General features: G+C 64.0%; 28 protein-coding genes. 22 read left to right on the top strand and 6 right to left on the bottom strand.

The genetic code is table 11. The features are described from left to right. Positions 1–22 precede the first annotated feature (22 nt). The 12 genes from rpsE to JQ587_RS08875 all read left to right on the top strand — a co-directional run bounded on the left by rpsE (position 23) and on the right by JQ587_RS08875 (position 9,398). Complete coding sequence (gene rpsE, locus JQ587_RS08930; protein ID WP_092228454.1) at positions 23–619, top strand: 30S ribosomal protein S5; 597 nt, start codon at positions 23–25, stop codon at positions 617–619. 25 nt (positions 620–644) lie between these two features. Then, positions 645–851, top strand: a complete 207-nt coding sequence (gene rpmD, locus JQ587_RS08925) for a 50S ribosomal protein L30 (RefSeq protein ID WP_092294155.1) — start codon at positions 645–647, stop codon at positions 849–851. Between the two features lie 75 nt (positions 852–926). Next, on the top strand, positions 927–1,412 hold the full coding sequence (gene rplO, locus JQ587_RS08920) for a 50S ribosomal protein L15 (RefSeq protein WP_212301598.1): 486 nt from the start codon (positions 927–929) through the stop codon (positions 1,410–1,412). A 150-nt stretch (positions 1,413–1,562) separates the two neighbouring features. After that, positions 1,563–2,894, top strand: a complete 1,332-nt coding sequence (gene secY / locus JQ587_RS08915; RefSeq protein WP_212301597.1) for a preprotein translocase subunit SecY — start codon at positions 1,563–1,565, stop codon at positions 2,892–2,894. 269 nt (positions 2,895–3,163) lie between these two features. Then, positions 3,164–4,054: an adenylate kinase gene (locus tag JQ587_RS08910; RefSeq protein WP_212425333.1), complete on the top strand. Its 891-nt coding sequence runs from the start codon at positions 3,164–3,166 to the stop codon at positions 4,052–4,054. Between the two features lie 189 nt (positions 4,055–4,243). Then, entirely contained in the window at positions 4,244–4,612 is a 369-nt protein-coding gene (gene rpsM / locus JQ587_RS08905; RefSeq protein ID WP_014494511.1) for a 30S ribosomal protein S13, read from the top strand. A gap of 128 nt (positions 4,613–4,740) precedes the next feature. Next, positions 4,741–5,130: a 30S ribosomal protein S11 gene (rpsK, locus tag JQ587_RS08900; RefSeq protein ID WP_007603045.1), complete on the top strand. Its 390-nt coding sequence runs from the start codon at positions 4,741–4,743 to the stop codon at positions 5,128–5,130. Between the two features lie 112 nt (positions 5,131–5,242). Continuing rightward, a complete protein-coding gene (locus tag JQ587_RS08895) occupies positions 5,243–6,274 on the top strand; it encodes a DNA-directed RNA polymerase subunit alpha (protein ID WP_212301596.1) in 1,032 nt (343 codons plus the stop codon). Between the two features lie 143 nt (positions 6,275–6,417). Then, a complete protein-coding gene (gene rplQ / locus JQ587_RS08890; protein WP_057745449.1) occupies positions 6,418–6,834 on the top strand; it encodes a 50S ribosomal protein L17 in 417 nt (138 codons plus the stop codon). 123 nt (positions 6,835–6,957) lie between these two features. Further along, positions 6,958–7,797 (top strand): c-type cytochrome, encoded by an 840-nt coding sequence (locus JQ587_RS08885; protein WP_212425064.1) that lies wholly within the window; start codon positions 6,958–6,960, stop codon positions 7,795–7,797. Between the two features lie 198 nt (positions 7,798–7,995). Continuing rightward, a complete protein-coding gene (locus JQ587_RS08880; RefSeq protein WP_212425063.1) occupies positions 7,996–8,784 on the top strand; it encodes an SDR family NAD(P)-dependent oxidoreductase in 789 nt (262 codons plus the stop codon). A 107-nt stretch (positions 8,785–8,891) separates the two neighbouring features. Continuing rightward, entirely contained in the window at positions 8,892–9,398 is a 507-nt protein-coding gene (locus tag JQ587_RS08875) for a hypothetical protein (protein ID WP_212301822.1), read from the top strand. 48 nt (positions 9,399–9,446) lie between these two features. Here the strand turns inward: JQ587_RS08875 and JQ587_RS08870 are convergent, their stop codons facing one another. Then, a complete protein-coding gene (locus tag JQ587_RS08870) occupies positions 9,447–10,460 on the bottom strand; it encodes a zinc-binding alcohol dehydrogenase family protein (protein ID WP_212425062.1) in 1,014 nt (337 codons plus the stop codon). Positions 10,461–10,581: 121 nt separating this feature from the next. On the opposite strand from JQ587_RS08870, the gene JQ587_RS08865 reads away from it, so the two are divergent. After that, positions 10,582–10,959 (top strand): winged helix-turn-helix transcriptional regulator, encoded by a 378-nt coding sequence (locus JQ587_RS08865; RefSeq protein WP_212425061.1) that lies wholly within the window; start codon positions 10,582–10,584, stop codon positions 10,957–10,959. Between the two features lie 156 nt (positions 10,960–11,115). Here JQ587_RS08865 and JQ587_RS08860 read toward each other — a convergent pair whose 3' ends face one another. Beyond that, the gene (locus JQ587_RS08860) at positions 11,116–12,747 is read right to left on the bottom strand and encodes an OprO/OprP family phosphate-selective porin (protein ID WP_212425060.1); all 1,632 of its coding nucleotides are present in this window, start codon (positions 12,745–12,747) and stop codon (positions 11,116–11,118) included. 316 nt (positions 12,748–13,063) lie between these two features. Between JQ587_RS08860 and JQ587_RS08855 the strand changes: the two genes are divergently transcribed. Genes JQ587_RS08855 through JQ587_RS08835 form a run of 5 tightly spaced genes read left to right on the top strand, consistent with a single transcriptional unit; the run spans position 13,064 to position 17,684 of the window. Continuing rightward, positions 13,064–14,470, top strand: a complete 1,407-nt coding sequence (locus JQ587_RS08855; protein ID WP_212301590.1) for a DegQ family serine endoprotease — start codon at positions 13,064–13,066, stop codon at positions 14,468–14,470. Beyond that, positions 14,467–15,801, top strand: a complete 1,335-nt coding sequence (locus JQ587_RS08850) for a replication-associated recombination protein A (RefSeq protein ID WP_212301589.1) — start codon at positions 14,467–14,469, stop codon at positions 15,799–15,801. Before JQ587_RS08855 ends, JQ587_RS08850 begins: the two co-directional genes overlap by 4 nt. Before the next feature lie 57 nt (positions 15,802–15,858). Continuing rightward, positions 15,859–16,143, top strand: a complete 285-nt coding sequence (locus tag JQ587_RS08845) for a type II toxin-antitoxin system RelE/ParE family toxin (RefSeq protein WP_212425059.1) — start codon at positions 15,859–15,861, stop codon at positions 16,141–16,143. Positions 16,144–16,152: 9 nt separating this feature from the next. Further along, a complete protein-coding gene (locus tag JQ587_RS08840) occupies positions 16,153–16,470 on the top strand; it encodes a HigA family addiction module antitoxin (RefSeq protein ID WP_212301587.1) in 318 nt (105 codons plus the stop codon). After that, the gene (locus tag JQ587_RS08835; protein ID WP_212301586.1) at positions 16,467–17,684 is read left to right on the top strand and encodes an RluA family pseudouridine synthase; all 1,218 of its coding nucleotides are present in this window, start codon (positions 16,467–16,469) and stop codon (positions 17,682–17,684) included. The genes JQ587_RS08840 and JQ587_RS08835 overlap by 4 nt, the downstream gene beginning before the upstream one ends. A gap of 145 nt (positions 17,685–17,829) precedes the next feature. Here JQ587_RS08835 and JQ587_RS08830 read toward each other — a convergent pair whose 3' ends face one another. Then, a complete protein-coding gene (locus tag JQ587_RS08830) occupies positions 17,830–18,276 on the bottom strand; it encodes a hypothetical protein (RefSeq protein ID WP_212425058.1) in 447 nt (148 codons plus the stop codon). A gap of 75 nt (positions 18,277–18,351) precedes the next feature. On the opposite strand from JQ587_RS08830, the gene JQ587_RS08825 reads away from it, so the two are divergent. The 3 genes from JQ587_RS08825 to JQ587_RS08815 are packed head-to-tail and all read left to right on the top strand — an operon-like array spanning position 18,352 to position 21,101. Continuing rightward, complete coding sequence (locus tag JQ587_RS08825) at positions 18,352–19,146, top strand: ATP12 family chaperone protein (protein WP_212425057.1); 795 nt, start codon at positions 18,352–18,354, stop codon at positions 19,144–19,146. 54 nt (positions 19,147–19,200) lie between these two features. Next, positions 19,201–20,841 carry a flagellar hook-length control protein FliK gene (gene fliK, locus JQ587_RS08820; RefSeq protein ID WP_212425056.1) on the top strand — a complete coding sequence of 547 codons (1,641 nt, stop codon included), beginning with the start codon at positions 19,201–19,203 and terminating at the stop codon, positions 20,839–20,841. Beyond that, entirely contained in the window at positions 20,838–21,101 is a 264-nt protein-coding gene (locus tag JQ587_RS08815) for an EscU/YscU/HrcU family type III secretion system export apparatus switch protein (RefSeq protein WP_212425055.1), read from the top strand. Before fliK ends, JQ587_RS08815 begins: the two co-directional genes overlap by 4 nt. A 122-nt stretch (positions 21,102–21,223) precedes the next feature. Here the strand turns inward: JQ587_RS08815 and JQ587_RS08810 are convergent, their stop codons facing one another. From JQ587_RS08810 to JQ587_RS08800, 3 genes are all read right to left on the bottom strand, one after another. Next, on the bottom strand, positions 21,224–22,216 hold the full coding sequence (locus JQ587_RS08810) for a dienelactone hydrolase family protein (RefSeq protein WP_212425054.1): 993 nt from the start codon (positions 22,214–22,216) through the stop codon (positions 21,224–21,226). A 71-nt stretch (positions 22,217–22,287) separates the two neighbouring features. Next, entirely contained in the window at positions 22,288–22,884 is a 597-nt protein-coding gene (locus JQ587_RS08805; protein ID WP_212425053.1) for a hypothetical protein, read from the bottom strand. A 165-nt stretch (positions 22,885–23,049) separates the two neighbouring features. Further along, positions 23,050–23,454, bottom strand: a complete 405-nt coding sequence (locus JQ587_RS08800) for a DUF4260 domain-containing protein (RefSeq protein WP_212301580.1) — start codon at positions 23,452–23,454, stop codon at positions 23,050–23,052. 145 nt (positions 23,455–23,599) lie between these two features. Between JQ587_RS08800 and JQ587_RS08795 the strand changes: the two genes are divergently transcribed. Continuing rightward, positions 23,600–23,784: carboxyl transferase domain-containing protein (locus tag JQ587_RS08795; RefSeq protein WP_283815604.1), on the top strand; the 185-nt coding region annotated here is incomplete at its 3' end.

The raw sequence follows: 23,784 nt of genomic DNA, 5'->3' as shown, positions 1-23,784 counted from the left end.
AAGCCTCTGAAGGATTGGAAAAATGGCAGAACGCGAACAACGTGGTGGACGCGATCAACGCGGCGGCGGCGGACGTGAACGCAGGGAGCGCGAGGAGCGCGACAGCGAGTTCGTCGACAAGCTGGTGCACATCAATCGCGTCGCCAAGGTCGTCAAGGGCGGTAAACGCTTCGGTTTCGCCGCGCTCGTCGTGATCGGCGATCAGAAGGGCCGTGCCGGCTTTGGTCACGGCAAGGCGCGCGAAGTGCCGGAAGCCATCCGCAAGGCCACCGAATCCGCCAAGCGCAACCTGACCCGCGTGTCGCTGCGTGAGGGCCGTACGCTGCATCACGACATCGCCGGCCGTCATGGCGCGGGCCGTGTCTACCTGCGTGCAGCTCCGGCCGGTACCGGCATCATCGCCGGCGGTCCGATGCGCGCCGTGTTCGAGACGCTCGGCGTCCAGGACGTGGTGGCGAAGTCGATCGGCTCGTCGAACCCATACAACATGGTTCGCGCGACCTTCGATGCGCTCAAGCACCAGGACAGCCCGCGTTCGGTCGCGGCACGCCGCAACATCAAGGTGTCCACCCTTCAGGGTCGTCGCGTCGGCGGCGATGCCGAGGCGGCTGCGGACTAACCAACGCTTTTCGGAGTAGACCACGATGGCCAAGGACGCCGCTAAGTCCGCAAAGACGATCAAGCTTGAGCAGACCGGCAGCGCAATTCGCCGCCATCACTCGCAGCGCTCGACGCTGATCGGGCTCAAGCTCAACAAGATCGGCCGCACCAGCGAACTGCCGGATACCCCGGCGGTCCGCGGCATGATCGAAAAGGTTCACCATCTCGTTCGCATCGTCGACGAGAAGTAAAATTGCGCGCATGATCCCGAAAAGTGGATCCCGGTTTTCGGGCCAGATCATGCGCAAAACACAAGGAGCAGGGCGATGAAGCTCAGCGATATCGCCGACAACGCCGGCTCGCGCAAGAAGCGTATGCGCGTCGGCCGCGGCATTGGTTCGGGCAAGGGCAAGCAGTCCGGCCGCGGCGGCAAGGGCCAGACCGCGCGTTCGGGCGTGCGCATCAAGGGCTTCGAAGGCGGTCAGATGCCGTTGCATCGCCGTCTGCCCAAGCGCGGCTTCAACAACATCTTCCGCGTCGAGTACGCCGAGATCAATCTCGACCGTCTCCAGGATGCGGTCGATGCCAAGAAGCTCGAGGCCGGTGCCGTCGTCAATGTCGAGGCGCTGGTGAAGGCCGGCGTGCTGCGCCGCGCCAAGGCCGGCCTGCGGCTGCTCGGCCGCGGCGAGCTCAAGGCCAAGCTGAACATCGAAGTGCACGGCGCCACCAAGTCCGCGATCGAGGCGGTCGAGAAGGCCGGCGGTTCGGTGAAGATCCTCGCCCCTGCCAAGGAAGAAGGCGAGGCGGCGTAACAACTGCGTCATTGGCCCGCGCCTCGCGGGCCTTTGCGCATGCGGGACGATGGACTTATCGAAGCCGAAGCCCCAGATAATGTCCGGCGTCCGCTAGAATAGCCCGGCCGCGGGTATGACGGCGCAAAAGGCGGCGGGAGAAAGTCCAAAATGGCCTCAGCAGCGGAACAACTGGCAGCCAACCTGAATTTCGGCGCGTTTGCCAAGGCCGACGAACTGAAGAAGCGCATCTGGTTCACCCTGGGTGCGCTGCTCGTTTACCGGCTCGGAACCTACATCCCGCTGCCGGGCATCGATCCCAACATCTGGGAGCAGGTGTTCAAGTCGCAGGCAGGCGGCATCCTTGGCATGTTCAACATGTTCGCCGGCGGTGGCATCCACCGCATGGCGATCTTCGCGCTGAACATCATGCCGTACATTTCGGCCTCGATCATCATCCAGCTCCTCACCACCGTCTCGCCGCAGCTCGAGGCCTTGAAGAAGGAAGGTGAGGCGGGCCGCAAGACGCTGAACCAGTACACCCGCTACCTGACGGTGATTCTGGCCGCGTTCCAGTCCTACGGCATCGCCGTCGGCCTCGAAGGCGCCGGCAATGTCGTCAGCGATCCCGGCATGTTCTTCCGCCTCTCCACCGCGATCACGCTGACCGGCGGCACCATGTTCCTGATGTGGCTGGGTGAGCAGATCACCTCGCGCGGCATCGGCAACGGCATCTCGCTGATCATTCTCTCCGGCATCGTCGCCGAGCTGCCCGCGGCGCTCGCTAATATGCTCGAGCTCGGCCGTCAGGGCGCGATGTCGACCGGCCTGATCCTGATCGTGATCGTGATGGCGGTCGCCGTGATCGCCTTCATCGTGTTCATGGAGCGTGCGCAGCGCCGGCTCCTGATTCAGTATCCGAAGCGCCAGGTCGGCAACAAGATGTTCGAGGGCCAGTCCTCGCATCTGCCGCTCAAGCTCAACACCTCCGGCGTGATCCCACCGATCTTCGCGTCCTCGCTGTTGCTCTTGCCGACGACGGTTGCGAACTTCAACGCGGGCAGCGGGCCGGAATGGTTTCAGTGGATCACGACCCAGCTCGGCCACGGCCGTCCGCTGTTTCTGATCCTCTATCTCGCGCTGATCGTGTTCTTCGCGTTTTTCTACACCGCGATCGTGTTCAACCCGACCGAGACAGCGGACAATCTGAAGAAGCATGGCGGCTTCATTCCGGGCATCCGTCCGGGCGAGCGCACCGCTGAATATATCGACTACGTGCTGTCGCGTATCACCGTGCTCGGCGCGATCTATTTGGCGATCGTCTGCTTGATTCCGGAAATCCTGATCTCCTACGCCTCGGTGCCGTTCTACTTCGGCGGTACCTCGCTGCTGATCGTGGTCAGCGTTACCATGGATACGGTGGCGCAGGTGCAAGGCTATCTGCTGGCGCATCAGTATGAAGGCCTGATCCGTAAGTCGAAGCTGCGGGGCCGCCGCAGGTAGAGCCGCGGCGTCCTCTCGAGGCGGCGCGCCTGCGCCGCCGATTCGCCGCGCGAGGCGCCTGCGGAAAGCGATCGACAACCTTCCGCTCGCATCGGCAGAGCTGCTTCACTGCAGCGCAATCACTGATTTCAAAGCTCTGCTTGGCGTCCGGGCATTTGCTCCCCTATGATATGGGTAGCGGTGCGGCGCTGATTATGATTTGCACTGTTTCTGAAGTTTCAAACAATGGTGCGCGACGTATCGCTCACCAATCCGGGGGGCGTACGCCGATGAGAATTATACTTCTGGGACCGCCAGGATCGGGCAAGGGGACCCAGGCGCAGCTGCTGGTGCAGCGCTATGGCATCGTTCAGCTCTCGACCGGCGAGATGTTGCGCGCAGCGGTTGCGGCCGGGACGCCCGTCGGGCTGAAGGCCAAGGAGATCATGGCTGGCGGCGGGCTCGTTCCGGACGAGGTCGTGGTGGGGATCATCTCCGACCGCATCGATCAGCCGGATGCGAAGAACGGCTTTATCCTCGACGGCTTCCCGCGCACCGTGCCGCAAGCCGAGGCGCTGGATGACCTGCTCCGCCACAAGCACCTCAAGCTTGACGCCGTGATCGAGCTCCGCGTCAACGAGAGCGCGCTGCTGAGCCGCGTGGAGACCCGTGTTGCCCAGATGCGCGAGCGCGGGGAGGAGGTCCGGGTCGACGACACCCCGGAGGTCCTGACCCGCCGACTCGCCAGCTACCGAAGCCAGACGGAACCGCTGATTCACTACTATTCCGAGCGCCGGAAGCTCTCGACCATCGACGGTATGATGGCCATCGACGAGGTCACCCGCGCCGTCCACCGCCAGCTGCTGGCGCTGGGCGCGGTCGAGCCCAAGACACATGCCCGCAGCGCGGCCCAGGCGGCGCCTGCCAAGAAGGCGGCCAAAAAGGCCAAGGCAGCCAAGAAAGCGGCGAAAAAGCCGGCGAAAGCGGCCAAGAAGGCTGCAAAACCAGCCAAACCCGCGAAAAAAGCCGGGAAAGGCGCCAAAAAGGCGGCCAAGAAGACCGTCAAGAAGACGGTCAAGAAAGCCGTCAAAAAGACCGCCAAGAAGGCCGTCAAGAAGGCCGTCAAAAAAGGTTCGAAGACGGGACCAAAAAAGGTCACGAAAAAGCGAGCTAAACGCTAGCGGCGGTTGACGTAAGCCCCCTGAATCCCTTAATAAGCCCCGCATCCAAGTCGGATAGTTTCAAACGATGCCGGGCCCCAGGAAGACCAGGGGGTGGGCGTCGTGTTCGCGTTTGTGAACACCTGCCCGAGAAACATAAGCACTTAAAGCCCGATTCCTGACGAGGGATCGGCAACAGGAGAGAAGGCCGTGGCCCGTATTGCCGGCGTGAACATTCCGACCAACAAGCGCGTCCTGATCGCGCTCCAGTATATCCATGGCATCGGCCAGAAGATCGCTGGTGAGATCCTCGAAAAGGTGAAGATCCCCGAGGATCGTCGCGTCAATCAGCTCAGCGATGCTGAAGTGCTCCAGATCCGCGAAGTCATCGACCGCGACTATCTCGTCGAGGGCGATCTGCGCCGCGAAGTCGGCATCAACATCAAGCGTCTGATGGACCTGGGCTGCTATCGCGGCCTGCGTCATCGTCGCGGTCTGCCGGTGCGCGGCCAGCGCACCCACACCAATGCGCGTACGCGCAAGGGCCCGGCCAAGGCCATCGCCGGCAAGAAGAAGTAATTCGACGCGAATGGCGAATTGGGGGTGGCGAATGGATTCATTCGCTGCTCGCCATTCGCCACTCGCATTTTCACAGGTGTAGCCGCTGGCATTACGGCGGCGTTTGAGATCTCCAGGAAAGGTCATCAATGGGCAAGGAAGCCACCCGCGTTCGCCGTCGTGAGCGCAAGAACATCGCCTCCGGCGTTGCGCACGTGAACTCGTCGTTCAACAACACGACCATCACCATCACTGACGCGCAGGGCAATACGATTGCCTGGTCCTCCGCCGGCACGATGGGCTTCAAGGGCTCGCGCAAGTCGACCCCGTATGCCGCGCAGGTCGCCGCCGAGGACGTCTCCAAGAAGGCGCAGGAGCACGGCATGCGCACGCTGGAAGTCGAGGTCGCCGGTCCCGGTTCGGGCCGTGAGTCGGCGCTGCGCGCGCTGCAGGCCGCGGGCTTCACCGTCACCTCGATCCGCGACGTGACCACGATCCCGCACAACGGTTGCCGTCCGCGCAAACGTCGGCGCGTCTGATACGAAGTTGCGGGCGCATCGTCGCCCGCAAAGCGTTTTTTAAGAAGCCGCGGGATTGATCTGCGGCCTTTCTCCAACGCCAGTATTTGAATTTTCAAATCGACTGGCCTGTATGGGTGAAACAGTGACGATCCAGAAAAATTGGCAAGAACTGATTCGGCCGAACAAGCTCCAGGTCACGCCCGGCGGCGACCCCTCGCGTTTCGCGACCATCGTTGCCGAGCCGCTCGAGCGTGGTTTCGGCCAGACGCTCGGCAATGCGCTGCGTCGCATCCTGCTGTCCTCGCTCCAGGGCGCGGCGGTGCAGTCGGTGCACATCGACGGCGTGCTGCACGAGTTCTCCTCGATCGCTGGCGTTCGTGAGGACGTCACCGACATCGTGCTGAACATCAAGGACATCTCGATCAAGATGCAGGGCGAAGGCCCCAAGCGCATGGTCGTGAAGAAGAGCGGCCCGGGCGTCGTCACCGCCGGCGACATCCAGACCGTCGGCGACGTCACCGTGCTGAACCCGGACCTGCAGATCTGCACGCTCGACGAGGGCGCCGAGATCCGCATGGAGTTCACGGTCTCGACCGGCAAGGGCTACGTGCCCGCCGAGCGCAACCGTCCCGAGGATGCGCCGATCGGCCTGATCCCGGTCGACAGCCTGTACTCGCCGGTCCGCAAGGTCTCCTACAAGGTCGAGAACACCCGCGAGGGTCAGATCCTCGACTACGACAAGCTGACCATGACGATCGAGACCAACGGCGCGATCTCGCCCGATGATTCGGTGGCTTACGCCGCCCGCATCCTGCAGGATCAGCTCAACGTGTTCGTCAACTTCGAAGAGCCGCGCAAGGAAGTCGCCCAGGAGATCATCCCGGACCTCGCCTTCAACCCGGCCTTCCTCAAGAAGGTGGACGAGCTCGAGCTGTCGGTGCGTTCGGCCAATTGCTTGAAGAACGACAACATCGTGTACATCGGCGACCTCGTGCAGAAGAGCGAAGCGGAAATGCTCCGCACCCCGAACTTCGGCCGCAAGTCGCTGAACGAGATCAAGGAAGTGCTGGCCCAGATGGGTCTGCATCTCGGCATGGAAGTGCCTGGCTGGCCGCCGGAGAACATCGACGAGCTCGCCAAGCGCTTCGAGGATCACTACTGAGTTTGGCGAATTGGGAGTGGCGAATAGCGAATAACAACTCGCTACTCGCCATTCGCCAGTCGCTATTTGGGCGAACGCAGGCAGCCCACCTGAGCAACATGTCCGACGAACCGTCGCGGCAGTTTTAAGTAAGGACTACACACATGCGTCACGGCAAGGTTCATCGGAAGCTCAACCGCACGGCCGAGCACCGCCGCGCGATGTTCGCCAACATGGCGGCCGCGCTGATCAAGCACGAGCAGATCGTCACCACGCTGCCCAAGGCCAAGGAGCTTCGTCCGATCGTCGAGAAGCTCGTCACCCTCGGCAAGAAAGGCGGCCTGTCGATGCGCCGTCAGGCTATCTCCGAGATGCGCGACAAGGACCAGGTCAAGAAGCTGTTCGACGTGCTGGCGCCCCGCTACAAGGATCGCCAGGGCGGCTACACCCGCATCATCAAGGCCGGCTTCCGCTACGGCGACAACGCCGCGATGGCCGTGATCGAGTTCGTCGACCGCGACGTCGATGCCAAGGGCCAGGACTCGGGTCCGGTGCAGGCGAAGGAAGCCGAGGCGGCGTAAGCCGGACGGCATGAAGTTTTCAGAAAGCGGCGCCCAAGGGCGCCGCTTTTTTTGTATGACACGGCCATTTTCTCATGCCGCGCACGATGATTTTGCAGGGACGGTTTTTGTCTGGGGGATCTGATGAGGACTGCGATTGCCGCTGCGCTCGTGCTGCTGACCTCGCCGGCCATGGGCGAGACCCTGGCCGAGCGCGGCGCCTATCTCGTCAATAGCGTGATGGTCTGCCACAACTGCCACACGCCGCGCGGGCCGCAAGGGCTCGACCTCTCGCGCGCACTCTCCGGCGGCAGTCAGGTTTTTGACGTGCCCGCCTTCAAGGTCTCCGGTTCCAACATCACGCCTGACAAGGACACCGGCATCGGCAATTGGAGCGATGCCGAGCTGAAGCGTTTCCTCGTCAGCGGTGTCAGGCCGAACGGCACCAAGGTCGCGCCGATCATGCCGACCGCGTTCTACACGGTGCTCACGGCCCACGATCTCGACGCGCTCGCGGCTTACTTGCGCGCGGTGTCGCCGGTGCGCCGCGAGATGCCGGCGCCGGAATACAGGATCGCCTTGAAGCCGGAGATGCCGACCTATGCCGGCAAGCAGGCGAGCGAGCAGGAACTCTCCGACAAGCTCGCGCGCGGGCGCTATCTGCTCACCATCGCCCATTGCCTCGAATGCCACACGCCGGAAGGCCCGTCCGCCGTGCACGATTTCACCGCGGCGACCGGCAAAGGCGGTCGCACCTTCAAGGGCCCATGGGGCGAGTCCGTCTCACCCAACATCACCTCAGATCCCGTGGCGGGCCTCGGGCAGTGGGGCGACGACGAAATCAAACGTGCGATTGCGCAAGGCATTGCGCGTGACGGTCGCAAGCTCAAGCCGCCGATGGCATATGCTGCTTATGCCAGCATGACGCCGCAGGATCTCGATGCCATCGTCGCGTTTGTTAGAACGCTGCCGCCCAAGAAATAGCTGCCGTAGGGTGGGGCAAAGGCGCGAAGCGCCGTGCCCGCCATCTCACTCTAATAGCGACGAAGTCGTGGGCACGGCTGCGCTTTGCCCGCCCTACAAGTCCGTTATTGCGGTGACAGATACTCACGCGTCGGTGAGCAGTGATTGCGCCTGCCGGTGCAGCGCACGATATCCGCTTCAGCATCAATGGAGATGATTATGAAGATCGACCTTTCCGGAAAGACCGCCCTCGTGACCGGCTCGACCGCCGGCATTGGCCACGCCATCGCCAAGGGCCTTGCGGGCTCGGGCGCGAGCGTGGTGATCAACGGGCGCGGCCAGGACAAGGTCGATGCGGCCGTGCGCAAGCTGGAAGGGACGGGTGCCAAGGTTCGCGGCATCGCCGCCGACGTCTCGACCGCGGCAGGATGCGCCGCGCTCGTGGCGGCGCTCCCGGACGTCGACATCCTCGTCAACAATGCCGGCATCTTCGAGCCAAAAGACTTTTTCGACATTCCGGACGAGGACTGGAGCCGCTTCTTCGAGGTCAATGTGATGAGCGGCGTGCGGCTGTCGCGTGCGTATATGAAGGGTATGCTCAAGCGCAACTGGGGCCGCATCGTCTTCATCTCCTCGGAGTCAGGGCTCAACATTCCCGTCGAGATGATTCACTACGGCATGAGCAAGACGGCTCAGCTCGCGGTCGCGCGAGGCCTCGCGCAGCTCACCCGCGGCACCGGCGTTACCGTCAACTCAGTGCTTCCTGGCCCGACGATGTCCGAGGGCGTGGAGACCTTTGTGAGGGATCTCGCGAAGCAGAACGGTCAGTCGGTCGACGAGGCCGCCGCCAATTTCGTCAAGCAGCACCGTCCGAGCTCGCTGATCCAGCGCTTTGCCAGCGTCGACGAGATCGCCAATATGGTGGTCTACGTCGCCTCCAAGGAAGCCTCCGCCACCAACGGTGCGGCGCTTCGCGCAGAAGGCGGCATCGTCAATACGATCGCCTAGCCGGCGACATCTGCTCATCCGGGAAGGCGAGGCGCGCGGGGCGCGCCGCCTTTATCGCGCCATGAATGGAACCCTATCTTCCGGCGTTCAACCTCCGGGGGAAACCGATGTTCAGACCGCGATACTTGTTTTTGTTTGTGTTCTTGGCCCTTGCAACGATCTTGCCGCATGGCATCGCGAAGGCCGACCAGCCGTTTCAGCGCTTCCTGCCCCTTCTGGTTGATCTGAGTGGATGGCAGGGCGGCAAAGCGGACGGCATGTCGATGCAGATGTCCGACACCAGCATGACGACTGCGACCCGTGACTACGAGCGCAGCGGGGCCAAGATTCATGCCATCATCATGGTGGGCCAGAGCGCCGAGGGCGCATTGGCTCCGCTTCAGAGCGGCATGAATCTCCAGACGCCGGAAGGGCATATGGTCACGACGACCGTGCGCGGCGTGCCCGTTTTGAAGGCCTTCAACACCAAGGACAAGTCGGGCAACCTGATGGTGGCACTCGACAAGAACGCGATGTTCAATTTCGCCTATGAGGGCCTGGCCGAGGAAGAGGCCCTGGCGCTGGCGGACAAGTTCGACTGGAAGGCGCTTCAGGCCGCAGCCCAGAAGCAGTGATCTGGGGAGATCGCGTAGGGTGGGTGGGCCCACCCTACGCGGTCATATTTACCACCCCTCCAGCACGATCTTGCCGCGCGACTTGCCGCTCTCGAGCAGCGCGTGCGCGCGTTTGAGATTGGCTGCGTTGATCGTGCCGAAGGTCTGATCGAGCGTAGTGCGCAGCACGCCCTTGTCGATGAGGTCGGCGACGTCGTTGAGCAGATGATGCTGGGCGATCATGTCGGGTGTCTGGAACGAGGAGCGCGTGAACATCGATTCCCAGTGCACCGAGAGCGCCTTGCCCTTGAAGGTGCTCATGGCGAATTCCGGGGGATCGTCGATCAGACCGAAGCGGCCCTGCGGCGCCATCAATTCCGCGATGCCCTTGTAGTGTTGATCCGTGAAGGTGAGACTCGCCACCAGTGCGACCGGCGGCAGCTTCAGCTTCTCGATCTGCTCCTTCATCGGCTTGCCGTGATCGATCACCGCATGGGCGCCGAGATCGAGGCACCATTTCTGCGACTCCGGCCGCGTCGCAGTCGCGATCACGGTGAGACCGGTGAGGCGGCGGGCGAGCTGGATCAGGATCGAGCCGACACCGCCGGCGCCGCCGGTGATCAAGAGCGTGCGCGGATCGACGCTCTTGCCGGGGACCGCGCCGAGGCGGTCGAACAGCAATTCCCAGGCGGTGATGGAGGTGAGGGGAAGGGCGGCGGCCTGCGCGAACGAAAGCGATTTCGGCTTGTTGCCGACGATGCGTTCGTCGACCAGATGGAATTCGGCATTGGTGCCCTGGCGCAGGATCGAGCCGGCATAGAACACCTCGTCGCCAGGCTTGAACAATGAGACCTCCGGGCCGACGGTATCGACCACGCCGGCGGCGTCATAGCCGAGAATCTTGGTCTCGCCCTCGGGCGGGGCGGCGCGCTTGCGCACCTTGTAGTCGACCGGGTTGGCCGAGATTGCCTTCACGGCAACGCGGATGTCGCGTCCTTTGGGCTCTGGCTTGGCGGTCTCGAAATCGATCAGCGCGTCCTGATCCTCGATCGGAAGCGATTTTTTGTAGCCGACGGCCTTCATGACTTGTCTCCATCAGATGGCGTATTCGCCTGCCACCCTAACTGTCGCTCTGGCTCCCGTTTGGCAAGTACTGTAAATTCGGGGATATAGTCCCTGTTTGGATACTATTGGGAAAACATAGATGAAACGGCGCAATTTTGCCCGGCGTCCGGGCTGCTCGGTCGAGGCGACGCTGGACCTGATCGACGGCAAATGGAAGGGCGTGATCCTCTATCACTTGCAGAGCGGCACCCAGCGCTTCGGCGAACTGCGCCGCCGGATGCCCGGCATCACCCAGCGCATGCTGACGAAACAGCTGCGCGCGCTGGAGGAGGACAAGCTTGTCGTTCGCAAGGTCTATGCCGAAGTGCCGCCGCGCGTCGAATACTGCCTCTCCGAGCTTGGCGAGAGCCTCAAGCCGGTGATCGATATCCTCAAGGCCTGGGGCGAGAGTCATCAGCAGCGGCTGTCCTGTGCGCCGCCGCCGGTGGTCGTGAAGAAGCCGAAGCGGGCGGCGTGAATATTTGAAGGACGCCGGCGTTCTTTACCTCTCCCCAGCGGGGAGAGGCTGAATTGCGAAGCAATTCGGGTGAGGGGGCGCCGCTATCCTCTATCGTGCGTAACCCCTCACCCGCGCCTTCGGCGCGACCTTTCCCAATGGGAGAGGTGTCGAGCCTCAGAACGCGACCTGCGTGCGCATCGCCACTGCATTGAACGTCGAGCCCGCATTCACCGCGGAGGTGGCGCTCGCCTGCTTGGAGATATCGCCATGCAGATAGTCCAGCATGAAGCGAACGTTGTTGTTGACGTACCAGTTCAGCGCGGCGGTGTAGATGGTTTGCCGTCCACCCGCGATGCCGGCCGCGGTCGCGAGCTGATCGTTCAGGTTCATCGTGCTCACGCGTCCGGCGATTTCCCAGGCGCCCCAGCCGCCACCGGCGAGTGAGAAAGGATTGGCCGGCTTGATGCCGCCGTAGGAGGCCGTCGCAGGATTGTAGGCGCGGCTCTCGCCTGTCAGGACGTAGCCGACCTGCGCGTAGCCGCCATCGAATTTCAGGCTCGACGCGCCGACCGGCGGCAGACCCGTATTCGCCGTGCGGTCGACATTGAACCAGTAATATTCGCCCTGTGCGATGAAGGAGCCATAGGTCGCGGCCGCCTCGACGCCGTAGACCTGGGCGCCTGAGACGTTCGCGATCGCGCCAGTCGAGATCAGCGTCGTCGGGTCGATCCGCAGCTCCGGCCGGTCACTGAGCGTCAGCGTTTGCGCCTGCGTCACCAGATTGCGCGGCGGCTGGATCAGCCATTCGGCGTCGGCGCCGATATGCACCGAATAGCCGTTGCCGCTGATCGGGTTGCCGGCGATGCGGGCGACCGCACCATATTGCTCGCTGGTGCCGGGCGGGGAGACGCTGGAGGCGGAGTGGATCTGGCCCGTGGTCGGTCCGGTGACGTAGGCTCCCATCCAGAGCTGGTCATTCCACCAGCGGGTACCGACGGCCGAGCGGAAGTCGCCGGCCGCGATGTTCTGCGCGATGATGCCCGCCGAGGCGCGCTCCATGAACATGATGTCGTTGGAGCTGGTGGATTCGTCGAGCGTCCAGGGGATGTCCATCACGCCGGCTTCGATCGCCATCTTGCCGCCGAACGGCTTGAGCCCTGTGTAGCTCAGATAGGCGTTTTCGATGCCCGACGTCCCGCCACCCGGGAGGAAGCCGACCGAGGTCGCGCCGGCCGCGCCGGTACCGCCAAAGCCGTCGGCCGTGCCGCCAAAGTCGTAGATCAAGGCGTAATTCCAATCGCCGAAGAACTTGCCGACGATGCCGATACGCGCACGTCGGACGTTCTCGCCGCTGTCGAGCTTTTGCGGCACTGTTGAAGCCGTGTCGGGACGGTAGTTGTATCCGCCGACGTCCCAGTGCACGCGGCTGGTGATGGCAACGCAGTTCTGCTCGTCTGCAGTGCAGATGGTCGGCCGGTTGTTCGGCATCGTCACCACGACGCCGGACGGGGCTACCGGGCCCTTGACCGGAATTGCCGCGTTGGCGTTTGCGACGGCAGCCTTCGCCTCCGAGCGCGCTTCAGCCTTGGCCTCGGCCTTCGCATCGGCTCTGGCTTTCGCCGTGGCCGCCGTGTTTGCGGCGGTCTGGTTCTGAAGCTTGTCGAGCTTCTGCTCCAGCATCTTCAACTGCTGCTTCAACAGCGCGATTTCCTGCTCGCTGTTGCTTGCCGATTGGGCCTGGGCCTGTGAGGCCGCCAGCGCACCGGCGAGACCAATCGCCGTGACTGCAATCCTTGTTTTGCTCACGTCATGACTCCATCGTTTGACGAACTTCCCCAAGTCGAGAACGGGAGAGCCTAGAAGCGATCGATGACTGCCCCGCGACGATGTGCGTTCGGCTGCGCGGTTCCCACTGATGCCAATTCGCCGCAACCGAATCCGCCCGGGATGAGAATGCAGGATGACGGGCATCATGCCAATCCACCGCCCCAAGCAAATTGTGATTCCGCACGCAAAGCTTGTGCGCCCGAAGCGCCGGAGGAGGGCTGAATATTGCCGCTCGGCGCCCTTCTATTGGAGGGCGAACGCGCCTATATTCCGGCGTCTTTTCCAAGAGGTAGGAATGTTTCGATCGATCCCGACTGCCGTCGTCACGGCATTGTGCATAGCCTTTTCGGCCCACTTCAATCCGACTGCCGCGCAGGACCGTCGCGTGCCGTCGTCGCAGGCCGAGCTGCGGCTGTCCTATGCGCCGATCGTGCAGCGGGTGCAGCCGGCGGTCGTCAACGTCTATGCCGCCAAGGTGGTGCAGAACCGCAATCCGTTGCTGGACGATCCGCTCTTCCGCCGCTTCTTCGGTGTGCCGGGCCAGCAGCAGGAGCAGGTGCAGCGGTCGCTGGGGTCGGGCGTGATCGTCGATGCGTCCGGGCTCGTCGTCACCAACGTCCATGTCATCGAGGGCGCCGACCAGGTGAAGGTGTCGCTGTCGGACAAGCGCGAGTTCGAGGCCGAGATCGTGCTGAAGGATTCCCGCAGCGATCTCGCCGTGCTGCGTCTGAAGGACACCAAGGAGAAGTTTCCGGCGCTCGAATTCACCAATTCTGATGAGTTGATGGTCGGCGATGTCGTGATGGCGATCGGCAATCCCTTCGGTGTCGGCCAGACCGTGACGCACGGCATCATCTCGGCGCTGGCGCGTACGCAGGTCGGCATCACCGACTACCAGTTCTTCATCCAGACGGACGCTGCGATCAATCCCGGCAATTCCGGCGGCGCGCTGGTCGACATGAACGGCCGGCTCGCCGGTATCAACACTGCGATCTACTCGCGCTCCGGTGGCTCGCAGGGCATCGGCTTTGCGATCCCCGCCAACATGGTGCGCGTCGTCGTCGCCTCCGCCAAGAGCGGCGGCACGGCGGTGAAGCGGCCGTGGCTCGGTGCGAAGCTGCAGGCGGTGACGCCCGAGATCGCCGAGAGCCTCGGCCTGCGTTCGCCGACCGGCGCACTGGTCGCGAGCGTCGTTCCCAACGGTCCTGCGGCGAAGGCCGGGTTGAAGTCGTCCGATCTCATCACCGGCATCGATGGCCAGGTCGTGGATGATCCCAACGCCTTCGACTACCGTTTCGCCACCCGTCCACTCGGCGGTGCCGCGCAGATCGACGTGCAGCGCGGCGGCAAGCCGCTCAAGCTGGCGATCGCGCTCGAGACCGCGCCGGACAGCGGCCGCAATGAGCTCGTCATCACCACGCGTTCGCCGTTCCAGGGCGCAAGGATCTCCACCATCACGCCGGCGGTGGCCGACGAGCTGCATCTCGATGCCGACACCGAGGGCGTCGTCATGACCGACATCGGCGATGGTACGGCGGCGCAAAATGTCGGCTTCCAGAAGGGCGACATCATCCTGTCCGTGAACAACCAGAAGATTGCCAAGACCAGCGACCTGGAGAAAGCCGCCAAGGAGCAGCCACGGCTCTGGCGTATCGCGCTGGTGCGCGGCGGTCAGCAGATCAACGTTACGCTGGGCGGATGAGTCCGAAGCGACCACAGGAGACGCCAACTCTCTTTGCCGCGGCGGGGCTCGATCACGAGGCCCCGCATCCGCTGCCGGACCGGCTGCGGCCGCGTGCGTTGTCGGAGGTCGTCGGCCAGGATCATATCCTTGGCCCCGACGGCGCGCTGACACGCATGCTGGAGACGCGCACGCTCGGTTCTCTGGTGTTTTGGGGCCCGCCCGGCACCGGCAAGACCACGGTGGCGCGGCTCTTGGCGGATGCCACCGATCTGCATTTCGAGCAGATCTCGGCGGTGTTCTCCGGCGTCGCGGACCTCAAGAAGGCGTTTGATGCCGCACGTGCGCGCCGCGAGATGGGCAAGGGCACGCTGCTGTTCGTCGACGAGGTGCATCGCTTCAACCGCGCCCAGCAGGATTCGTTTCTGCCTGTCATGGAGGACGGCACCGTGGTGATGGTCGGCGCCACCACGGAGAATCCGTCCTTCGAGCTCAACGCGGCGCTTTTGTCTCGCGCGCGCGTGCTGGTGTTTCGCTCGCTCGACGCCGCCGCGATCGAAAAGCTGTTCGTGCATGCCGAGCAAGTCGAGGGCCGCAAGCTGCCGCTCGACGCGGAGGCGAGGGCGGTGCTGGTGCGCATGGCCGACGGCGATGGCCGCGCATCCCTGACGCTCGCCGAAGAGGTCTGGCGTTCGGCGCGGGCGGACGAGATCTTCAACGCTGCGCAGCTGCAGGATATCCTGCAACGCCGGGCGCCGATCTACGACAAATCCGCCGACGGCCATTACAATCTGATCTCGGCGCTGCATAAATCGGTGCGCGGCTCCGATCCCGATGCGGCGCTGTATTACCTTGCCCGCATGTTGGACGCCGGCGAGGATCCGCTGTTCCTGGCCCGCCGCGTCGTGCGCATGGCGGTCGAGGACATCGGGCTTGCCGATCCGCAGGCGCTGGTCATCGCCAATGCGGCGAAAGACGCTTTCGACTTCCTCGGCCATCCCGAGGGCGAGCTCGCGATCGCGCAGGCCGTCGTTTATCTTGCCACCGCGCCGAAATCGAACGCGGTCTATACGGCTTTCGGCTCGGCGATGCAGGTCGCAAAACAGGCCGGCTCTCTGCTGCCACCAAAGCACATCCTGAACTCGCCGACCAAGCTGATGAAGTCCGAGGGCTATGGCGCAGCTTACGAATACGATCACGACGCCCCCGATGCCTTTTCCGGCCAGGACTACTTCCCGGAGGCTCTGGGGCGCCAGACCTTCTACGACCCGCCGGAGCGCGGTTTCGAGCGCGAGATCCGCAAGCGGCTGGATTATTGGGCCAAGCTGCGCAAGGAGCGGGGTGGAAAGTAGGCGCTTCGATCAAGTTTACTATTTACGTAACTCGTAAATCCTGCTTAGATTTAGGCAATGATCGTCAGCTACCGCGACAAGCGCACCGAGCGATTTGCCGCTGGCCAGCACGTCAAGGAATTCACAGGATTTGCCAGGCAGGCAGAGACGCTCCTCGACAGGTTAGACGCGGCGACCAGTCCGGCCGATTTGGCGGCATTGCCCGGCAATCGACTTGAATCCCTAAAGGGCGATCGCGCTGGACAGTTCTCGATCCGGATCAACGATCAATGGCGAATCTGCTTCGGTTGGCCGGAGGGATCGCCCGGTCCAATCGATGTTGAGATCATCGACTATCACTGAAGGAAGTTTATGCCCCGCACGCCTATTCATCCCGGCGAACAGCTTGCCGAAGAGCTGCACGAACTCGGCATTACCGCCGCCGAGCTGGCGCGCCAGATCGACGTGCCGGTCAATCGCATCACCGGTATCATCAACGGACAGCGCGGCGTTACCGCCGATACGGCCCTGCGCTTGGGCCACTGGTTTGGTACGAGTCCGCAGTTCTGGATGAACCTGCAACAGCAATATGAGCTGCGACTGGCGGAGAAAGAGGTGGGCGCGAAAGTTGCGTCGCTGCCCCGCCGCGCCAACGCGCAGTCGACACGAAAGCTTGGAAAAACCGCATGAGTCGTCGCATCAAGAGAATGAACCCGCAGCCTCGGGACCGCGATGAGCGCAAGGAATCGCGTCCATTCAAGGCGCGGAGCGCGAAGAAGGCTGGGCCGCGCCCGGGTGGCAAGCCGCCGCGCTTTGCGGGCGAGCGCGCCGAGCGGCGTCCGCCCAAGGCTAAGCTCGAGAGGGCTGAAGTGGAAAGGGCCGCGCCGGCCAAGTCCGTCGAGGCGCTGTTGCCGACCAAGGTGCAGACCGTCACGGTGACGGCTGACGAGAATAATATGCGCGTCGATCGCTTTCTCGAAGCGCGGTTTCCCGGCCTGTCGTTCTCCCACATTCAGCGCGTCGTGCGTAAAGGCGAGCTGCGCGTCGACGGCAAGCGCGTCGACAGCAAGGATCGCCTGGAGGAGGGCCAGAGCGTTCGCATTCCGCCGCTCAAGCTCGACGCGCCGAAGGTTGTCGGCGAGCTCTCGGAGGCCGCGCAGAAGACGCTCAAGGCGCTGAAGGAGATGACGATCTACGAGGACGACGACGTCCTCGTCCTGAACAAGCCCGCCGGACTCGCCGTGCAGGGCGGCTCGGGCATGACGCGGCACATCGACCAGATGCTCGAGGTGATGCGCGATTCCAAGGGCCAGAAGCCGCGTCTCGTGCACCGCATCGACCGCGAGACCTCTGGCTGCCTGCTGATCGCCAAGACGCGCTTTGCCGCCTCGCATCTGACCGGGGCATTCCGCTCGCGCTCGGCACGAAAAGTCTATTGGGCGCTGGTGCCGGGCCTGCCGAAGCCGAAGCAGGGCCGCATCTCGACATTCCTTGCCAAGGAGGAGAGCGAGGACGATACCATCATGCGCATCGCCCAGCATGGCGACGAGGGCGCCAGCCACGCGGTGACCTATTACGCGGTGGTCGAGACCGCCGGCAACAAGCTGACCTGGGTGTCATTGAAGCCCGTGACGGGTCGTACTCACCAGCTGCGCGCCCACATGGCCCATATCGGCCATCCCATCGTCGGCGATCCCAAATATTTCAACATCGAGAACTGGCAGCTGCCGGGCGGCCTGCAGAACCGGCTGCACCTGCTCGCGCGCCGCATCGTCATCCCGCATCCGCGCGGCGGCGTGATCGACGCGACCGCGCCGCTGCCGCCGCACATGCAGCAGTCTTGGAATCTGCTCGGACTGGATGCAAGCCGGTTCGATCCGATCGAGAACGCGCCGGAGGAGTAGCCACATTCTCCGATGTCGTCGCCCGGCCTTGTGCGCAATTGCGGATCAGGACCGGGCGAGCCAGTATTCCAGAGACGGCTGTGGTTGAACCGAGAAGCCGCGGCGTACTGGATGCCCCGGTCAAGCCGGGGCATGACAGCGGTGGCTAATTCCGAAACTGCTCCAGAAACATCCGCAAACTGTCATGCGGGCTTTCGACATCCGTGATCAGCCAGCCCTCGCGACCGTTGACCAGGATGAAGTTCAGCGTGACCTTCCGGCCGCGATTGTCGAAATTCGCAGCCACATAGGTCTTGTCGTATTGCCTGCGGACGATTGCGATCGTGATCGCGCCGAGCTTCCAGCTCGGGCTCTGCACCAGGAAATCATAGGGTTCGCTGCGCGGCGCGGACCACGCCTTGCGCAGGCTTGGGTCGAAGAATTGCCGGGTGGTCGCATCGTCCCGCGGCAGGCCCTTGGACAGCTCCGGCGCACCCTCGCCGTAATAAGCGTAGACGTTACGGATCAGCGATTCCGGGGTGCGAAAGCCGGCTTCGGCCGCGGCCAGCCAAAGCCCGGTGAACAGGGCCACAATCCCCGCAAGTTCCCTCATGCCCGCCGCTCGCTTTATCGGCCGCAAGTCTTACTTTAAAAGCCTAGCATCCAGCGACCGGGACCGAAAACTCACATGCGCGAATTGTTCGAAGATGCAGCCAGCCAGCCGCCGCCGGATCCCCGGGAATCGGCGCGCGCGTCGGCACGGACACCGCAGCGCAAGCGCTTCTACAAGGAGGCCGGCGCCACCGAGGCCGAGGGCGGTTTTGCCATCACGCTCGACGGCAAGCCGATCCGCACACCCTCCGCCCGCCAGGTGGTGATACCTTCGCGGACGCTCGCCGATGCGGTGGCCGCGGAATGGGCCGCCCAGGGCGAGGCGATCGATCCAGTGACCATGCCGCTGACGCGGATCGCCAACAGCGTGGTTGAGGGCGTCGTCGATCGCGTCGACCTCGTCACCGATGACCTCGCGAAATACTTCGAGACGGATTTGCTGTTTTATCGTGCCGGCCATCCCGAGGGGCTGGTCGCCCGCGAGACCGAGCACTGGGACCCCGTGCTGTTCTGGGCCGCGGAGGCGCTGGGGGCGCATTTCATCCTCTCTGAAGGCATCATGCATGTGAAGCAACCGGACGAGGCGCTCCGGGCTGCCCGCGCCGCGCTGCCGGTGGATGCCTGGTCGGTCGCGGCCCTCCATGTGGTGACGACCCTAACCGGCTCGGCGCTGTTGGCGCTGGCCCTGGCCCATGGCGTGCGTGACGCCGACCAGGTCTGGGCCGCTGCCCACGTCGATGAGGACTGGAACATCGACCAATGGGGCGTGGATGAGGAGGCGGCCGCCCGCCGGGCCACGCGCCTCAGGGACTTCGAGGCCGCCGTGACTGTGCTGGCTGCCGTTAATCCGGCCCCGGTCAAAGGTCCTTAACGAGAGGTTTACGACGGAGCCTTAGGGTGGGGGCCAGATGTCCGGGCCCCCGAGATGCCGACGCCGATAAGCTCGATCCTTCCCGTCAGTGCCGCCAGCCCCGTGGCTGATGCGACGACGCCTGATCTTGTGCTTCAGGCCGGAAGCGTGGTCGATGCCAGGGTTGTCAGCGTGCTCGCGGACAATCTGGTGCGGATTGCGATCGCCAATCTGTCGATGGACGTGATGTCGGAGGTGTCGCTGACACCAGGACAAAACCTCCAGCTCGCGGTGTCGCAGAACGACGGCACCATCCGGCTTGCCGTCGTCAACGGCGCAGGCGAGGCAAGCGCCGATCAGGTCACGCTGACGCCGGCGGCGGCCTCGCTGGTTGACGGCCCGCCGCTTGCGCCATCCGCGACCGCGGTCCGCAATCCCCTGACGCCGGCCGAGCAGGTTGCCGTTACGGTTGCTTCTGCCGAGGCCGTAACCAAGCAGGGCAGCCAGGCGCCGCTGTTCGCCAATCTGGCCTCGGTCGTCACCGGCAGCGATCTGCCTGCTGGCCTGAAGCAGGCCGTGCTGGACGTGCTGGCGCAACAGACGCCGCTCAATACCGCCCTCGATGGCGGCGATATCGAATCCGCCTTTCAGAAGTCGGGCCTGTTTCTCGAGGCCTCGCTTGCGTCCGGCGCGACGCTGCCGTCAGGCCCGGTGCCGGACCTGAAGGCGGCGCTGCTGGTGCTGCGCCAGACGCTGGCGGCGACATCGGGCGCGCTCGAGACCGCCGCGCCACAAGTCGCAGCGCCAAGCATCGCACTGCCGTCCAGCCTTCCGGCCACATCGCAGATTGCAGCTTCAGCGCTGCGGGTGACGGGCGAAGCTGCGCAGGCGGCGTTGCCATCGCCGGAGGCGGGGGTTGCCCAACCCGCGCAATTGCCGCGCGAAGCTGTGCCTACGGCCGTCGTGTTGGCAGGCACGGCCCGCGAAACGCCGCAGGCGGCCCTCCCGCGAACCATCTCCGCGGGTCTTGCCGCGACCTTGCTGCAAGAGGTCACGCAAAGCCTGCCGCGCATGACCGGCAATGTGCCGGGCTCGAACAAGGCCGTGCCCGACAGCCACGTCTTCGAAGCGGCCGCGCGTACCACGACGCCACCGCCGTTCCGCGGCGCACTGCCGTCGTCGCAACCGATCGCTTTGCCATCGCTCGCGCCGGACGCGCCGCTCGCTGCGACCGTACGTCGGCTGCTCGACGAGACGGATGCCGCGATCGCGCGGCAGACCCTGCTGCAGGTGGCGTCGCTGCCCGACCGCACCGACGCCGGCGGGCATCGCGTCGATCCGACCGTGCCGCAGTGGAATTTCGAGATTCCATTTGCGACCCCGCAGGGCACCGCGATGGCGCAATTCGAGATTTCGCGCGATGGCGGCAATGAAACGCCAGATCCCGCCAAGCGCGCCTGGCGCGCGCGCTTTACGCTCAATGTCGAGCCCAGCGGTCCCGTGCACGCGCTGATCACACTCAACGGCGACAAGACCTTTGTGCGGATGTGGGCCGAGCGGCCGGCGACGGCACAGCAGCTCCGCGCCGGGATCGGTGAGCTCAATCAGGCACTGACCAAAGCGGACCTCAAGCCTGGCGACATCGTGGTGCGCGACGGCACACCGCCGCAGCAGGCACCCGCTCGCGCCGGCCATTTCCTGGATCGCGCCACATGAGCGATCCATCCAAGCTCGCGATCGCGCTGCACTACGAGAAGGGCTCTGGCGCGCCTGTCGTCGTCGCCAAGGGCAAGGGCACGATCGGTGCCAAGATCGTCGAGATCGCCAAGGCCCACGATATCCCGATCGAGGAGAATGAGGTGCTGGCCGGCGCACTCTCCAAGGTCGAGCTCGGCGAGGAGATTCCGCCCGATCTCTACAAGGCTGTAGCTGAGGTGCTGGTGTTCGTGCTGCGCATGTCAGGCCGGGGGCGCTGACACACGACACTGGCGCGCATCTCTCCATGCGTCAGTGCGAGCGCGGCGAAGCAATCCGGAATCTTTCTGCGGAGGGACTCTGGATTGCTTCGCTGCGCTCGCACTGACGGAGTGTAGGGCTGCTACCCCAACTTGAATAACGCCTGCAAAAATTCCACCACTGCTTTTCGCGACTCCGCAGCCGTCGTCGAATTGCCACCGACATGTGGGTTGAGCTCGACGCAAGGATCCTTGTAGGTGAAGGGCGCATTGGTATCGCCGTTCATCAGCACGCCGCCGTCGCCTTCCTTGATATGGCAGTTGCGCACGGTCTGCGCGTTGGCCGAGACCGTCACCGTGTTGACGCCGAGCAGGCCGCTGTCGAAGCCGTGTGCGCTGTCGGGGTATTCGGTCAGCGCGACATCGCGGCCCGCGGTCTTGAGCCGCTCGACGAAGGCCTTGCAGCTCCTCACGGGGTTATAATCATCAGGCGTGCCGTGGAAGATGCGGATGGGGCGCGCCGCGACTTCGGTGTCGGTCTGATACGTGGTCGAGCAATCCGGATAGAACGGAATGTAGGCCGCGAACTGCAAACCGGACTTGTTCCAGAGCTTGTGGAAGCGGTCGAGGCTCGCATAGAGCGTCGCCTGGCCGCCGCGCGAAAAGCCCATCAGCACGATGCGATCGGGATCGACGCGCGGATGCTTCGCCAAAATCTCCAGCGAGCGATAGATGTCGATGATGAGATTGAGCCGTCCGAGTAGGGCCTGGTTCGGTCCAACCACGGTGAGCCCGCGGCCGGTAAAGCCGTCGATCACGAAGGTCGAGATGCCCATGGCGTTGAATTCGTGCACCCAGGCTTCAGTGGTGGCGCCGACGCCGCTCGAGCCGTGCATCAGCACCACGACCGGCATCTTGCCTGCCCCCTGCGCGACGCGGAATTCGCCGGCGACCGTGACCGGTTTACCGGCGGTTGCATCGCCGCTGAGAAATTGCTGGTCGGATAGGGTGAGTGACGGGATCGGGAAGATCTCGACTCGAGCCGCGGCTTCCTTCGGCAGCGATTGGGCGCCGGCGAGCGCAGTTGAAACGCAAAGCGCGATGAGCGCTGCAACGACGCGGAATGCCGTCGGCATGGGATCTTCCCTTGTGATTTTTAGGAAGTAGATCAACGAGCGTGCGCGCTGTCAATTTGCGCGCGGGCGCATCACGCCTTGTCGGTCGGCTGCTTTACCGTCAGCGCCTGGTCGATGGCGAAGCCGCCGATCTCGCTCATTGCCTGCGAGATCACGTCGCCCTTCCGCGCAAAGCCGCTGGAGAGATAGTCGAATTGGGTCCGCGCCAACCGCAGCACCTCGATCGGCACGGAGACGACGGTCTCGTTGAATGCGTCGACCGAGGCGCGCAGGCTATCGAGCTCGGTCGTGAGCTTGCCGATGTGGTTTTCGGCATCCCGCATCAGGCCGAGCAGCTTGCCGCGCTCGGTGTCGAACGCGGCCCGTTCGGCGGCGGCGGCCGCGGTGACTTCGGCAAGCTGCGTCCGCAGCGCGGCGATCTGGCTGACCATGGCGTTGGAGGCAAGCTCGACGGCCTGATGCCGCTCGGCATGGCGCTTGCTCTCTTCCTGCTGTTCGTGAAACAGCCGCTCGGCCGACATCGCCCGCTGCGTCAGCGACTCGATCAGGCTGGCCGCGCGCAGCAGCATCTCGCCATTCCGTCCCGACACCATGCTGGCCATTCGCCGCAGGAAGTCAGTGGTGTCGGATGCGCTGTTCGGAGGCAGGGGAACGACCGTGGCGGACATGGGCGATGCTTGCTTGCAGCCGGACGTGATGACCGCCGCCGTACCGACTGAGCTCACGCAACATTCGGCGCCTGATCGTGACGTGAGCAAGCCTGAATCGGCGGACCCGGTCAACCGGCGCGGCGTGACAAAATGACGGCCATCCGCCGCCAAATCGCGCGCGGGTCAGGTGCGGCTCTGCCGGCCGATCCGCCCCAGATGGGTAAAGCCGAAGCCGGCGGAATATTTCAGGCCGTAGCCCAACGCCCGGTCGATGCCGATATGGGCGAGCCAGATCAAGGCGATGGACAAGGTGAGGGGCGAGGCGACGCCGAAGCCCAGCGTCAGCAGCGCCACCGGCGCCATGTAGCTGTGGGCAGCATTGTAGACCAGCGCGCCGAATTTGGCGTCGGCAAGATAGGCCAAGAAGCTGAGATCGGGGACGAGGAAGAGCAGGGCGAACACCGTCCAGGAGCCGTCCCAGGCCCAGTAGAGCACCACCATCCCAGCAAACAAGGTCAGGCCTTCCAGCCGCAGCAGGATCTTGACGCCGCCCGTTGCCGCGCCGGTCTCGGCCGTTGCTTCGCTCATGCTAGTCTCCCGGGCAAAACTCTGGAATTCCTTGCGCTTTCACGCTGCGGCAGGGCAGCCCTGCGGCACCGAAAGCCGCTTCCCGCCCTGCAAAATGCCGTGTTAGAACCCAGGTCACTTAAGGCTTAAGAACTGGCGGGAGCAAATGAAACATATCCTGGATGCCCTTGAAGATCGTCGTGCCGGTGCAAAGCTCGGCGGCGGCGAGAAGCGCATCGAGGCGCAGCACGCCCGCGGCAAGCTGACGGCGCGGGAGCGCATCGAGCTCCTGCTCGACAAGGGATCGTTCGAGGAGTTCGACATGTTCGTCGAGCATCGCTCCACCGAGTT

The organism is Bradyrhizobium manausense, from assembly GCF_018130615.1.
GTDB lineage: Bacteria > Pseudomonadota > Alphaproteobacteria > Rhizobiales > Xanthobacteraceae > Bradyrhizobium > Bradyrhizobium manausense_A.
The sequence above is the reverse complement of the archived record's forward strand: the minus strand, read 5'-3'. Positions and strand labels throughout refer to the sequence as shown.

Bases quoted from the DNA above. Each gene is read 5' to 3' on its own strand.
- rpsE (WP_092228454.1), top strand. From the start codon at position 23: ATGGCAGAACGCGAACAACGTGGTGGACGCGATCAACGCGGCGGCGGC.
- rpmD (WP_092294155.1), top strand. From the start codon at position 645: ATGGCCAAGGACGCCGCTAAGTCCGCAAAGACGATCAAGCTTGAGCAG.
- rplO (WP_212301598.1), top strand. From the start codon at position 927: ATGAAGCTCAGCGATATCGCCGACAACGCCGGCTCGCGCAAGAAGCGT.
- secY (WP_212301597.1), top strand. From the start codon at position 1,563: ATGGCCTCAGCAGCGGAACAACTGGCAGCCAACCTGAATTTCGGCGCG.
- JQ587_RS08910 (WP_212425333.1), top strand. From the start codon at position 3,164: ATGAGAATTATACTTCTGGGACCGCCAGGATCGGGCAAGGGGACCCAG.
- rpsK (WP_007603045.1), top strand. From the start codon at position 4,741: ATGGGCAAGGAAGCCACCCGCGTTCGCCGTCGTGAGCGCAAGAACATC.
- JQ587_RS08895 (WP_212301596.1), top strand. From the start codon at position 5,243: ATGGGTGAAACAGTGACGATCCAGAAAAATTGGCAAGAACTGATTCGG.
- rplQ (WP_057745449.1), top strand. From the start codon at position 6,418: ATGCGTCACGGCAAGGTTCATCGGAAGCTCAACCGCACGGCCGAGCAC.
- JQ587_RS08885 (WP_212425064.1), top strand. From the start codon at position 6,958: ATGAGGACTGCGATTGCCGCTGCGCTCGTGCTGCTGACCTCGCCGGCC.
- JQ587_RS08880 (WP_212425063.1), top strand. From the start codon at position 7,996: ATGAAGATCGACCTTTCCGGAAAGACCGCCCTCGTGACCGGCTCGACC.
- JQ587_RS08875 (WP_212301822.1), top strand. From the start codon at position 8,892: ATGTTCAGACCGCGATACTTGTTTTTGTTTGTGTTCTTGGCCCTTGCA.
- JQ587_RS08870 (WP_212425062.1), bottom strand. From the start codon at position 10,460: ATGAAGGCCGTCGGCTACAAAAAATCGCTTCCGATCGAGGATCAGGAC.
- JQ587_RS08865 (WP_212425061.1), top strand. From the start codon at position 10,582: ATGAAACGGCGCAATTTTGCCCGGCGTCCGGGCTGCTCGGTCGAGGCG.
- JQ587_RS08855 (WP_212301590.1), top strand. From the start codon at position 13,064: ATGTTTCGATCGATCCCGACTGCCGTCGTCACGGCATTGTGCATAGCC.
- JQ587_RS08850 (WP_212301589.1), top strand. From the start codon at position 14,467: ATGAGTCCGAAGCGACCACAGGAGACGCCAACTCTCTTTGCCGCGGCG.
- JQ587_RS08845 (WP_212425059.1), top strand. From the start codon at position 15,859: ATGATCGTCAGCTACCGCGACAAGCGCACCGAGCGATTTGCCGCTGGC.
- JQ587_RS08840 (WP_212301587.1), top strand. From the start codon at position 16,153: ATGCCCCGCACGCCTATTCATCCCGGCGAACAGCTTGCCGAAGAGCTG.
- JQ587_RS08835 (WP_212301586.1), top strand. From the start codon at position 16,467: ATGAGTCGTCGCATCAAGAGAATGAACCCGCAGCCTCGGGACCGCGAT.
- JQ587_RS08830 (WP_212425058.1), bottom strand. From the start codon at position 18,276: ATGAGGGAACTTGCGGGGATTGTGGCCCTGTTCACCGGGCTTTGGCTG.
- JQ587_RS08825 (WP_212425057.1), top strand. From the start codon at position 18,352: ATGCGCGAATTGTTCGAAGATGCAGCCAGCCAGCCGCCGCCGGATCCC.
- fliK (WP_212425056.1), top strand. From the start codon at position 19,201: ATGCCGACGCCGATAAGCTCGATCCTTCCCGTCAGTGCCGCCAGCCCC.
- JQ587_RS08815 (WP_212425055.1), top strand. From the start codon at position 20,838: ATGAGCGATCCATCCAAGCTCGCGATCGCGCTGCACTACGAGAAGGGC.
- JQ587_RS08810 (WP_212425054.1), bottom strand. From the start codon at position 22,216: ATGCCGACGGCATTCCGCGTCGTTGCAGCGCTCATCGCGCTTTGCGTT.
- JQ587_RS08805 (WP_212425053.1), bottom strand. From the start codon at position 22,884: ATGTCCGCCACGGTCGTTCCCCTGCCTCCGAACAGCGCATCCGACACC.
- JQ587_RS08800 (WP_212301580.1), bottom strand. From the start codon at position 23,454: ATGAGCGAAGCAACGGCCGAGACCGGCGCGGCAACGGGCGGCGTCAAG.